This is a genomic window from [Mycobacterium] stephanolepidis (genome assembly GCF_002356335.1).
In the GTDB taxonomy this organism is placed as follows: domain Bacteria; phylum Actinomycetota; class Actinomycetes; order Mycobacteriales; family Mycobacteriaceae; genus Mycobacterium; species Mycobacterium stephanolepidis.
This window is the reverse complement of record NZ_AP018165.1, coordinates 2,328,674-2,340,266: the sequence shown is the minus strand read 5'-3', so window position 1 is coordinate 2,340,266 and position 11,593 is coordinate 2,328,674. Positions and strand designations below refer to the sequence as shown.

Here is an 11,593-nt window from a genome sequence, read left to right as displayed (position 1 = left end):
CCGCACTCTGGTGGGGCCCACTCGCCAGAGATCGCTACTGGGCGAAGGCCTCGATCGGTGGGCAGGAGCACACCAGGTTGCGGTCACCGTATGCACCATCGATCCGCCGTACCGGTGGCCACACCTTGGGGCGGAAGCCCTTGCCCAGCGGATATGCGGCCTCGGTCCGGCTGTAGGGATGGTGCCACTCGTCGGCGGTGAGGGACTCGGCGGTGTGCGGCGCCCCGCGCAGCGGGTTGTCCTCCACCGGCCACACCCCGGAGCCGACCTTGTCGATCTCGGCCTTGATCGCGATCATCGCCTCGCAGAAGGCGTCCACCTCGGCCAGGCTCTCACTTTCGGTGGGCTCCACCATGAGCGTGCCGGCCACCGGGAAACTCATCGTTGGCGCGTGGAAACCGTAGTCGGCCAAGCGCTTAGCCACATCGTCGACGGTGACGCCGGTGTTCTTGGTGATCTCCCGTAGGTCCAGGATGCACTCGTGGGCCACCATGCCGTTATCGCCGGTGTAGAGCACCGGGTAGTACTCGTCGAGACGGCGCGCCAGGTAGTTGGCCGAGGCGATCGCCGTGAGCGATGCCGCCCGCAGGCCGTCCGGCCCCATCATCCGGATGTAGGCCCAGGTGATCGGCAAGATCGATGCCGAACCGTAGGGCGCCGCCGACACCGGCGGGCCCGAGGGCAGTTCCGGGGCGTACGGGTGCCCCGGCAGATACTGCGCGAGATGGCTGCGCACCGCGACGGGGCCAACACCGGGCCCGCCGCCACCGTGCGGGATGCAGAAGGTCTTGTGCAGGTTCAGGTGACTCACATCGCCGCCGAAGTGCCCGGGGCGGGCAAGTCCGACAAGGGCATTCAGGTTCGCGCCGTCGACGTACACCTGTCCCCCGGCGTCGTGCACGGCCGCGCAGATGTCGGCGATGTCGTGCTCGTAGACACCGTGGGTGGACGGGTAGGTGATCATGATCGCCGAGAGGGCGCTGGCATTCGCCGCGATCTTGGCGCGCAGGTCGTCCAGGTCGACATCGCCGTTCTCGCGACAGGCCACCACGACAACCCGCATGCCTGCCAGCGCAGCCGAGGCGGCGTTGGTGCCGTGGGCACTTGACGGGATCAGGCAGACATCGCGAGCGCTCTCGCCGCGGTCTATGTGGTACTGCCGGATGGCCAGCAGGCCCGCGTATTCGCCCTGGGATCCCGCGTTGGGCTGCAGACTCACGCTGTCGTAGCCGGTGATATCGGCCAGCCAGCCCTCGAGGTCGGCGATCAGCGTGCGCAGACCGCGTGAGTCGCTTGCCGGGGCGAACGGGTGTTGTGCGGCGAACTGCGGCCAGGTGATGGGTTCCATCTCGGCGGCGGCGTTGAGTTTCATGGTGCACGAACCGAGCGGAATCATGCTGCGGTCCAAGGCAATGTCCTTGTCGGACAGCGCACGCAGGTAGCGCATCATCTCGGTTTCGCTGTGGTAGCGGTTGAACGCCGGGTGCGTCAGGTAGTCGGAGTCGCGGGTCGCGATATCCGAGGTGTCGGACGTTCCGCCACCGAAATCGGACCCAAACGCCCGTAGCACCGAGACCAGGTGCGGCAGCGTTGTCGCCTCATCACAGGCGATCGAGACGTGGTCGCCGTCGGGACTCCAGATGTTGACACCCTCGGCCTTGGCGGCGGCCTGGATCTCGGCGGCCTTGCCCGGAACGTGCACCAAAACGGTGTCGAAGAACTGGTCGTGCACCACGGTGTGGCCGCCGCGAGTCAGCCCGGAGGCCAACAGCTGCGCGTTGCGGTGCACCCGGGTGGCGATGGCACGCAAGCCTTCCGGGCCGTGGTAGCTCGCGTACATGGCGGCCATCACGGCCAACAGCACCTGCGCGGTACAGATATTGCTGGTGGCCTTGTCGCGGCGGATGTGCTGCTCACGGGTCTGCAAGGAGAGCCGGTAGGCGGGTGCGCCATCGGCATCCACCGATACCCCGACGAGGCGCCCGGGCAGCTGCCGGGCGTGGGCGGTGTGCACGGCCAGGTAGCCGGCGTGCGGTCCACCGAATCCCATCGGCACGCCAAAACGTTGCGTGGTGCCGAAGGCGACGTCGGCACCGATGTCTCCGGGCGGGGCGATGAGGGTCAGGGCCAGCAGGTCGGCGCCCACCGCTACCAGCGCACCGCGCTGATGTGCCTCGGAGATGAGCGCTGACCAGTCGCGTACCACTCCGGACGCACCGGGCAATTGCACGACGACGCCGAAGAACTCGCCGTCAGGCAGTCCCCGGGCGAGATCGGCGGTCACCACCTCGATGCCGAGTGGTTGAGCGCGGGTGTCGATCACGGCGGCGGTCTGTGCGTACACGTCGGCGTCGACGATCAGACGGTTGGACGCAGACTTCACGGCGCGGTGCATGAGTGTCATCGCCTCGGCGGCGGCAGTGCCCTCGTCCAGCATCGAGGCATTCGCGATGTCCAGGCCGGTGAGCTCGGAAACCATGGTCTGGAAGTTCAGCAGCGCTTCCAGGCGTCCCTGACTGATTTCCGGCTGGTACGGCGTGTAGGCGGTGTACCAGGCCGGATTCTCCAGAATATGCCGACGCAGCACGGGCGGAGTCAGCGTTTCGAAGTAGCCCTGCCCGATCATCGATACGGCAATCGTGTTGTGGCTGGCCAGTTTCCGTAACGCATCGAGAGCCTCGTGCTCGGATGCCGCTGCGGGGAGCGCGTCGAGGCCGGTGGCGAGGCCGCCGTGCAGCTCATCCAGGATGCTGGCCGGAACCGCCTTCTCGGCGAGCTGGTCGAGGCTGGCCACGCCGATGGTGGCGAGCATGGTGTCGATATCGGCGGCGGTGGGACCGATATGGCGATCGGCGAAAGACATGACACTCCCGAAGGGCCGAGTCGCGCGGCGGGCACACGACAGCATCTCCCCTCCCTCTGTCATCAACCCGGTGTGGGCGCCTGAGAGATTCGGTCGTCTCACCGGGCAGTTTCCCGGATGAGAGCCTTTCCCCGTCGGCGGGTGATCCGGTCACAAGGTCGGATCACCGCTTTTCAGAGGCATCGGGGCCGAGAGCGGTTCGGGGGCCTGAGAGATTGACGGAGAGGTGTTGCTCCTTCGGCGGCCATGACTGGCGGTCATGACACTCTCCCGCCCACGGGCGATGCCTGACCAGCTTACGCGAGTTAACCCACGGGTCCAGACAGCCGAGTTGGTACGGGTGAATCAGCCGATCTTGCGAGCACGATCCTTGCGGCGGGAGGCCAGCTCGTCCTCGGGCGCCTCGATGGTCTCGCCGCCGTCGGCGCGCTCCCCCGGGAACTCGGCGATGGCGCCGGTCAGTTCGCGCATGGCACCGCTGACCGCGATGCCGAACACACCTTGCCCGCCCTGGAGCAGGTCGACGACCTCTTCGGCCGACGTGCATTCGTACACGGTGGTGCCATCGGAGAACAGCGTGATGTTAGCGAGATCCTCGACTCCACGCTGACGCAGGTGCTCGACGGCGACCCGGATGTTCTGCAGCGAAATTCCGGTGTCCAGCAGTCGCTTGACGATCTTGAGAACCAGGATGTCCTTGAAGGAGTACAGGCGCTGGCTGCCGGAACCGGCGGCGCCACGGATCGAGGGAACCACGAGCGAGGTACGGGCCCAGTAGTCCAGTTGGCGGTAGGTGATACCAGCAACCTGGCAGGCACTGGGTCCGCGGTAGCCGACGAGCTGGTCGGGAACGGAGTCATCCGGGAAAAGACCCGGCTGGACAGGCCCGGTAGACGCGGAGTCGACGGAACCGGTGGCGCCGTTGTCCAATGTCATCTCCAGCTGCCCCTGCTGCGGCTCTTCAACCACTTCTGCTCCCTCTCGCGATCGCTTCTCCGGCTACCGTCCTGTGGTTCTCAGTTCGCCGGTAGTGCGTTCGTCCAAGCACGAATCCTCCGAGCATACGCCCTTTGCGCTGCCCCGTGCCGGCCGCTGAGTCAAATTATGGCCCCCGGGAAATCACGGTCAATGCGACGCGCCCGGGCCGTGACCGTAAAGCTCAGGTTGAGACTTACTCGTTACTTAAGGCCCTGTTACGGGCCTTCCGTGGCCTTGAAGTCGTCGGGCGACACGCTGTCGAGGAATTCCTTGAACTTCTCCACCTCGTCTTCTCGCAACGCTCCGCCAGAATCCTCATCGTCCTCATCGGGAATGATCAGCCCTGCCTCGGCCAACACGGCTTCCTCGACGTAGATCGGAACTCCCACGCGCAGCGCGATTGCCACCGAATCCGATGGGCGTGCCGACACCCGGATATCGCTGTCGAAAACCAGGTCCGCGTAGAACGTCCCCTCCTGAAGATCCACGATCCGCACCTCCTTGAGCGAATGCCCAAGGGCGGCAATGAGATCACGAATCAGGTCATGGGTGAGCGGCCGCGCCGGTTCTACCCCCTGTTGTTCCAGGGCGATGGCCGCGGCCTCGGACTGACCGATCCATATCGGCAGGTAACGATCGCCGGCAGACTCCCGCAGCAACAACACCGGCTGGTTCTGGGGCTGTTCCACGCGGATTCCCACGACTCGAACTTCGCTCATCGGGCCTCCAACACCAGTACTTCTGTCGTACCGCGAGTCTAGTCCTCAGCGATCGAGGACGCCGCGCACCGCGGACTTGATCATCGCGCCGTGGAGCGCGATCGACAGCGCCGCCACCTCCCGGATCAGGTCATCGGCGCGGTCGCGGGCTCCTGCCTTGTTGGCTTTGACGGTTGGGCCCACAATCTGGGCGATCAGATCGGTCTCTCGGTCGACCGCGGAGCGGAACGTGCGCAGATGACGCGGCTCGACGCCGTAATCGGCCAGCTCGGCGGCGCACTGAACGATCAGGACCGTGTACTCGTCGAAGAAACCGCCGGGTCCGGCGGTGATGATCCCCGCCTTGATGAGCGAGGTCAGCAGCACCTCATCGGCACCGGAACGCGACAACAGGTCTTCACGGCTGAGCCGTGTGGGGCGCGTAGATGGAATTCCTTGACGGGCAACACTGTTGGCGCTGTCGCCATCGGTGATGGCAAAGAGACGCGGGCCGCCGGTGAAACCCGCCACATCGGGCAGCGCTCCGTCGGGCTGCGCATCAAGCTGCTCCTTGATCACCTTCAGCGGCAGGTAGTGATCACGTTGCGCGGTGAGGATGAACCGAAGCCGTTCGGCGTCATAGGCCGAAAACCGGCGATACCCCGACGCGCTACGCGACGGGGTAACCAGTCCCTCTGATTCGAGGAATCGAATCTTCGAGATCGTGACGTCCGGAAACTCCGGACGCAACAGGTCGAGTACCGACCCGATCGACATTCCGGTGAGAGCCGGCCGGTCGGGAGCTGTCACTGGCCACCCGGGGCGGTGTCATCGCCTGCCGACTTCGGCCCGGTCAGGAAGACCAGACGGAACTTTCCGATCTGCACTTCGTCGCCGTTGGCGAGCACCGCCGAATCCACCGGCTCGCGGTTGACATAGGTCCCGTTGAGGCTGCCCACGTCGACTACCTGGAATTCATCACTGTCAAGCCGGAATTCGGCGTGACGGCGGCTCACCGTGACGTCATCGAGAAAAATATCGCTGTCGGGGTGCCGTCCGGCGGACGTGGTTGCTTGATCGAGCAGAAAACGCGATCCCGCGTTGGGTCCACGCTTGACCACCAACAGTGCCGAACCGGCAGGCAATCCCTCGACACCCGACACATCGTTACCGGCCTGCGCGGGCGCTTCCAGCTCGGTGGCGAAATCGGCGCGGAACACCGAGGTCGTCTCCGCGGTGACCTCGCCTGACGTGTCGTCCTTGTCGTTATCGGTCACCATCGCTCCTTCTTCCTCGCCCCTGGAGGATTCGATTGTCAGTGCGGATCTCGTTGAGCATGACGCCCTTCGCGACCCTCATCTGCCCTCATGCTCTTCGCGGCGAGCGCTCATCGTCGCTCATTTCCGACCGTACCGTCTGACTGCCCGTAACGGGCCACCTCTGCCGTATCCGCCAGTGGTCCACCCGAAATTGTGGTCATCGGACTGTTTGGAGAACTGGTGCCCTCCTAATCGGTGGCGTCACCATATCCCGATGCGTCTAAGAGGTCATTAAGAGCCGCGTCGAGATCGGCCTCGCTGGCGACCTCAAGATCGACCAACCAGCCCTCGCCGTACGGATCAGAATTGACCAGCTGCGGGTTGGAATCCAAATCGCCATTCGCGGCAACAACTTTCGCGGTGATCGGCGCGAAAAGGTCCGACACCGACTTGGTGGACTCCACCTCGCCGAACGTCGAGCCGGCACTCAGGTCCGAGCCCACATCCGGCAGCTGAACAAACACCACATCACCGAGCTGCGACTGTGCGTAGTCGGTGATTCCGATACGCACGGTGCGCTCACCGGTGCGCCGCACCCATTCGTGTTCCTCGGTGTAGTGCAGGTCGGCAGGAATTTCGGTCACGGTGAATCATCCTTGCTCTCGGTCAGTGGTCTGCGTGGTCGCTGGCCTGGGGGCTACTTGCCGGGCTGAGCGTATTGGCGCGGTTTCGGTTCCCGCAAGGTGGTGATGTCTACGCGCGCCGGCTGGTCGATAGTAACGCCGCCGCCAACCCGCGAGACGGTGTCGACGGCACCGCCCGGAATGTTCATCGCCGCCGCGAGTGTCGGTGGATCGCCTATCGCCAGAACCGAATACGGAGGTGTGAGCAGCACGCCGTCGACGATGAGCTGTCCCGCGGCCCCGGTGACCCAGGAATCGGCCCCGATGCGCACCGACTGGTCGCCCGACTTGATCTCGATGGCCTCGGCGCCGGCGGCCCGCAGCTCGTTGATGATGTCCAGTAGGGCTTCCGCACCCAGGCCCTGCCCCGGATCGTCAATGGTGAGGATCACACCGGGACCGGTCGCCCCGACGGTCCCCGCCATGATGGACAGCGCGGACAGTCGAGCCTTCGCGTCGTTGATCACGGCCTGGTTGCCGGTTCCGCTGGCGCGCATCGTGATAAGGCTCTGCTGCAGATCCGCGATCTCCTTGTTCAGGTTGGCGTCGCGCTGTTGCAAGGAGTCCAGCAGCACCAGCAGGTCGGCGGGTCGCGCGGCGTCCAGGCCATCACCGGATTCGGTTTGGCGGACCTGGGTGGTGATGGCCAGGCCCAGCAGCGCGCACAGCGCGACGCCCAACACTCCAAAGATGACCTGGGTACGCGTCGGCGGCCGGCGCGTTTTGGGCATCTCGTGCTTGCCGGGGTGCGGTTCGGGCCGTGGATCCGGCTGTGCGGGATGGGATTGGTTCACTGGCTTATGCCCCAAACAACCTGCGTCGCAGGGCGGCTGCGTTTCCGAAGATCCGAATGCCGAGAACGACGATGATGGCCGTGGACAGCTGCGTACCCACTCCGAGCTGGTCGCCCACGAACACGATCAGCGCCGCCACCAGCACGTTGAACACGAAGGAGACCACGAACACCTTCGAATCGAAAATCTGGTCCAGATAGGCCCGGGCGCCGCCGAAAAGGGCATCGAGCGCCGCGACCACCGCGATCGGCAAGTATGGGGCGACCGCGTCGGGCACGTTCGGGTGAAACACCAGCCCCAAAACCACGCCGATCGCCAGCGCGACTATGCCGATCATCGATTACTTCCTCTCCTGTTCACCGTCCGGGTCACCTCAACGGCCTCCTGCTGGAATTTCTTTGGCGTACTTGACGTCCCGATTGACTGCGGGAGCCAATTGGACGTTCTCCTGGGTGCCCAGGGTTAGTCTGATGCCGTACGACTTCTGCAGAAGCCGCATCCTAGCCATTCCCGGGCTGCGCTCGAATGAGGCTTTCATCGTATTCGCGGGGCCGACGGCGACGATCCGGTACGGCGAACTGATGGGCTGGTTGTCCACCAGGATCGCTCCCCCGGCCTGACGCATCGTGACGTTCGGGCCTATCCGGACATCCGATACCGAAATCGCCTCTGCACCACTGTTCCACAGCGAGTTCACGACGAGCTGCATGTCGCGGTCGAGAATGACCTGCTGGCTGCGCGGGATGCGTTCCTTCGAGACGTCCGAGAGGTCGCCCGCGCTGCCCGGGTCGGCCAGCGTAACGATCAGCGCGGGTCCGCGTACCTCGGTGCTCGCCGCCGCAAGACCCAACTGGTCCAACCGATTCAGCAGTTCCTTACCCTGCTCGTTGCCTTCCAGCTGACTACGCCGAGCTCCGGCCACCTCTGCCGCCAGCTGGTCTCGCGTCGACTCCAGGGCTCCCGAGTCACGCTGTTCACTGCGGATACTCGCCAGCAGTCCCTGCTTTTCCTGCATGACGCCGGGCGCGATACGGGTGGTTTGGGCGATCGCCGCCGCGAAGACCGCGGCAATGGCGACGGCAGCGACTGCCTGCCAACCCCATTCGGCCAGGCGTGAGCGCGGTGCGGCCCCGTCGCGGCGCGCTGCGGCCGCCTCGGCGTATCCGGCGTCCAGGTGATCGGAAAGCAAGGTGCGCAACAGCGACGGCACCGGGTTGCGCTTGGGCCGGTTCGCACTGTGGTGGCCCAGACCCTCCTCGGGTTCGAAACCACCCATGAGATGCGGCCCGTTGCCGTGTATCGGGTCCTCGGCACTCATGTCAGATGCTGACCTTCGGCAGCTGCCGGACCACCATCACGATCTGGGCGACGTAGAGCACGAAAGTCCAGAGATACATGCCCAGACCCCAAATGAGGAATGCCCATCCACAGGGTCCGATTATCCTGCCCCACAACGAGTCCCATTCACCGACGAGAATCAGCGGAAATGCCGACATCAACGCGAAGGTCGCGGCCTTGCCGATGTACATGACCGGCAGCGCCTCGATTCCGCGACTGCGCACGATGGGCAGTCCGAGCGTGAGAATGAGGTCGCGGGCCAGCAGGGTGAGGACGATCCACCACGGAACGATGTCCCGGATCGCGAAGGCGATCGGTGTGGTCACCATGTACAGCCGGTCGGCAGCCGGGTCCAGGAGCGTGCCCAGGTGCGACGACTGGTTCATCAGCCGCGCGATCTTGCCGTCGGCCCAGTCGGTGAAGCCGCTGAGCATCAGAATGGCGACGGCCCAGCCATCGGCGTGTCTTACCAAGAGCAGGTACAGAAACAGCGGGATGAACGCCAACCGAATGACGCTCAGCACGTTGGGGACCGTCAGTATCCGGTCGTCTCCGGAGGGCGGCTCATCGGTTCCCATCCGGCCAGCCTCTCATATTCGCGGGGGTACACCCCGCGCAAATGGACGGTCTGTCGTCAGCTGAAGACGCCGGGCAGGTTCAAGATCGACAGGCTGTCGTTCTTGCGCGGGTCGTCGTGAATCATGTACGTCCACGTCGACGTCGGCCGGGCAAGTTTCGACAGATCCAATCCCTGTTCCTCGTCAACCAGATTCGCGGTGTCGAAGGTCTGCTGCGCTGCTTCCACGGCGTCAGCGGCCAGCGAAGCGAAGGCGTCGACGGCGAGCCGGTGGAACTCGTCGATCGGGTTCTGCCGCCCGAGCGCGCGCAGGTGGATGCTCTCGCGCACATCGGAGAGGTACGCCAGGTGGTCGGCCCAGCCCCGATCGAGGTGGTACAGCATGATCTCCCGTGAGATGCGCTCCAGGCGTTCTTCCGAAAGCTCCTCGGCCAGCTCGTCATAGCGCTCTGCCGAGCGCTCCTGAAGCTCCTTACGGGCGGTGTCGGTGCGTAGCAGGGTGTCGCGGCGCTCGGAGATGATGGCGCGCTGCTGGGCGATCAGCTGGTTGTACCGCCACGTGTTGGCATGCAGGTCGAGCATCGCACCCTCGGCGACGCGCTGGGCGTGGTCGATGAGCCCCCCGGCCTTGGTGCTGACAATCTGCCCGTTCTCGTCTGTCTCGGTGGGCAGCTTGGCCGAATCCAGATATGCGACAACGACCTCGTCCTCCCAGCTGGAGAAGAAGACCGACGACCCGGGGTCGCCCTGGCGTCCCGCGCGTCCGCGCAGCTGGTTGTCGAGTCGTTCGGTGCGGTGGCGTCCGGTGCCCACGACGTGTAGTCCACCCGCTTCGACGACGGCGTCGTAATCGGTCTCGTCGGAGCCTCCCAGACGGATATCGGTACCGCGGCCGGCCATCTGCGTGGAGACCGTGACTGCCTTGAGCGCGCCGGCCTCGGCGATCACGCGGGCCTCCTCGGCGTCGTTCTTGGCGTTCAGCACGACAGCCGGAACCCCTGCACGCACCAAACGGTGATGCAGTGCCTCGGATTCGGCGACGTCGTGGGTACCCACCAGTACCGGCTGTCCGGTGGCATGGATCTCGGCGATATGCGCGACGATCGCGTCGTTCTTACTTGCCTCGGTGATGTAGACGCGGTCGGGCTGATCTTCGCGAATGTTTGGGGTGTTGGGCGGGATCGGCGAGACACCGAGCTTGTAGAACTGCCGTAGCTGCTCACCGGCCGCCAGGGCGGTGCCGGTCATTCCGCTGACGCGGGGGTAGCGGTTGATCAGTGCCTGCACGGTGATGGTGTCGAGAACCTCACCGGTGTCGGTGGTTTCGATTCCTTCCTTGGCTTCGACGGCTGCCTGTAGACCATCGGGCCAGCGCTGCAGCGTGGCGATGCGGCCACGTGAGGAGTTGATGAGGTGCACCGCGCCATCACGCACGATGTAGTGCACATCGCGCTCCAGGAGCACATGTGCGTGCAGGGCCACGTTGACCTCGGTGAGGGTGGTTCCGACATGGTGTTCGGAGTACAGGTCGATGTTCCCCAGCTGCTTTTCCAGCTTCCGGGCTCCGGTATCGGTCAGGAAGATATTGCGGCGATCGTTATCGGCCTCGTAGTCCTCACCGGCGATCAGCTCACGGACCGCCTCGATGACCTCCGAGCTCGGCGCTTCACGATGGCTGGTCCCGGCCAGCACCAGAGGCACCAGGGCCTCGTCGACGAGCACCGAGTCGGCCTCGTCGACGACGGCGACATCGGGGCTCGGCGAGACCAGGGCATCGACATCGATCGCCAGCTGGTCGCGCAACACGTCGAAGCCGATCTCGTTGACCGACCCGTAGGTGACGTCACAGGCGTAGGCCTTGCGGCGTTCGTCTGCGGTGGATTCCTCGGTGATCCAGCCGACCGTCAGCCCCAGACGCTCCAGGAACGGTCCCATCCACTCGGCATCACGGCGGGCCAGGTAGTCGTTGACCGAGATGACGTGCACGCTGCGTCCGCCCAGCGCGTAGCCGGCGGCGGTGATCGCACCGGTGAGAGTCTTGCCCTCACCGGTGGCCATCTCGATGACGTCGCCGTCGAGCATGCGCAGGGCGCCCAGCAGCTGAACATCGAACGGGCGCTCGTCAATGGTCCGCTCGGCGGCCTCACGCACGATCGCCAGGAACTGGCCGATGTCCTTGGACTCGATGCCCTCGGACAGGTCGAGTTTCTTGGCCGCCTTGGTGAGCTGTTCGTCGGTGAGGTCCTTGGCCTTCTCGTCGTACTTCTTCGAGGCATCCACGAGCTCTAGCGACTGGCTCTGGTTCTTGTCGGTAGCGGCACCGAGGAGCTTCCAGAACTTCCCGGTGAACCGTGAGGCGGTGTTCGACTTGCGCACATGCACACGGTACGTCAGGGAGCTAGG

At 64.9% G+C, this 11,593-nt stretch carries 11 protein-coding genes and 1 riboswitch; all 11 genes read right to left on the bottom strand.

Features of this window, described 5'->3' with window-relative positions:
• Window positions 1–34 precede the first annotated feature (34 nt).
• The 11 genes from gcvP to secA2 all read right to left on the bottom strand — a co-directional run bounded on the left by gcvP (window position 35) and on the right by secA2 (window position 11,572).
• Window positions 35–2,863, bottom strand: coding sequence for an aminomethyl-transferring glycine dehydrogenase (gene gcvP / locus MSTE_RS11525; RefSeq protein ID WP_096505756.1), 2,829 nt, complete (start codon window positions 2,861–2,863; stop codon window positions 35–37).
• Window positions 2,864–3,048: 185 nt separating this feature from the next.
• Window positions 3,049–3,146, bottom strand: a riboswitch (glycine riboswitch).
• Between the two features lie 62 nt (window positions 3,147–3,208).
• Complete coding sequence (locus tag MSTE_RS11520; protein ID WP_096501313.1) at window positions 3,209–3,832, bottom strand: MerR family transcriptional regulator; 624 nt, start codon at window positions 3,830–3,832, stop codon at window positions 3,209–3,211.
• A 224-nt stretch (window positions 3,833–4,056) separates the two neighbouring features.
• Entirely contained in the window at window positions 4,057–4,560 is a 504-nt protein-coding gene (locus MSTE_RS11515) for a bifunctional nuclease family protein (RefSeq protein WP_030097968.1), read from the bottom strand.
• A gap of 45 nt (window positions 4,561–4,605) precedes the next feature.
• Window positions 4,606–5,349 carry a transcriptional regulator FtsR gene (gene ftsR / locus MSTE_RS11510; RefSeq protein WP_096501311.1) on the bottom strand — a complete coding sequence of 248 codons (744 nt, stop codon included), beginning with the start codon at window positions 5,347–5,349 and terminating at the stop codon, window positions 4,606–4,608.
• Window positions 5,346–5,819, bottom strand: a complete 474-nt coding sequence (garA, locus tag MSTE_RS11505; RefSeq protein WP_030097970.1) for a glycogen accumulation regulator GarA — start codon at window positions 5,817–5,819, stop codon at window positions 5,346–5,348. The genes ftsR and garA overlap by 4 nt, the downstream gene beginning before the upstream one ends.
• Window positions 5,820–6,046: 227 nt before the next feature.
• The gene (gene gcvH / locus MSTE_RS11500) at window positions 6,047–6,442 is read right to left on the bottom strand and encodes a glycine cleavage system protein GcvH (RefSeq protein WP_030097971.1); all 396 of its coding nucleotides are present in this window, start codon (window positions 6,440–6,442) and stop codon (window positions 6,047–6,049) included.
• A 53-nt stretch (window positions 6,443–6,495) separates the two neighbouring features.
• Window positions 6,496–7,275: a DUF881 domain-containing protein gene (locus MSTE_RS11495; RefSeq protein WP_096501309.1), complete on the bottom strand. Its 780-nt coding sequence runs from the start codon at window positions 7,273–7,275 to the stop codon at window positions 6,496–6,498.
• Window positions 7,276–7,279: 4 nt separating this feature from the next.
• Complete coding sequence (locus MSTE_RS11490; protein WP_005058551.1) at window positions 7,280–7,612, bottom strand: small basic family protein; 333 nt, start codon at window positions 7,610–7,612, stop codon at window positions 7,280–7,282.
• Between the two features lie 36 nt (window positions 7,613–7,648).
• The gene (locus MSTE_RS11485; RefSeq protein ID WP_096501307.1) at window positions 7,649–8,593 is read right to left on the bottom strand and encodes a DUF881 domain-containing protein; all 945 of its coding nucleotides are present in this window, start codon (window positions 8,591–8,593) and stop codon (window positions 7,649–7,651) included.
• A 1-nt stretch (window position 8,594) separates the two neighbouring features.
• Window positions 8,595–9,191 carry a CDP-alcohol phosphatidyltransferase family protein gene (locus MSTE_RS11480; RefSeq protein ID WP_096501305.1) on the bottom strand — a complete coding sequence of 199 codons (597 nt, stop codon included), beginning with the start codon at window positions 9,189–9,191 and terminating at the stop codon, window positions 8,595–8,597.
• 56 nt (window positions 9,192–9,247) lie between these two features.
• The gene (gene secA2, locus MSTE_RS11475) at window positions 9,248–11,572 is read right to left on the bottom strand and encodes an accessory Sec system translocase SecA2 (protein WP_162291411.1); all 2,325 of its coding nucleotides are present in this window, start codon (window positions 11,570–11,572) and stop codon (window positions 9,248–9,250) included.
• Window positions 11,573–11,593 lie beyond the last annotated feature (21 nt).

Coding starts and splice junctions, on each gene's coding strand:
- gcvP (WP_096505756.1), bottom strand. CDS start 2,863: ATGTCTTTCGCCGATCGCCATATCGGTCCCACCGCCGCCGATATCGAC.
- MSTE_RS11515 (WP_030097968.1), bottom strand. CDS start 4,560: ATGAGCGAAGTTCGAGTCGTGGGAATCCGCGTGGAACAGCCCCAGAAC.
- garA (WP_030097970.1), bottom strand. CDS start 5,819: ATGGTGACCGATAACGACAAGGACGACACGTCAGGCGAGGTCACCGCG.
- MSTE_RS11490 (WP_005058551.1), bottom strand. CDS start 7,612: ATGATCGGCATAGTCGCGCTGGCGATCGGCGTGGTTTTGGGGCTGGTG.
- MSTE_RS11485 (WP_096501307.1), bottom strand. CDS start 8,593: ATGAGTGCCGAGGACCCGATACACGGCAACGGGCCGCATCTCATGGGT.
- MSTE_RS11480 (WP_096501305.1), bottom strand. CDS start 9,191: ATGGGAACCGATGAGCCGCCCTCCGGAGACGACCGGATACTGACGGTC.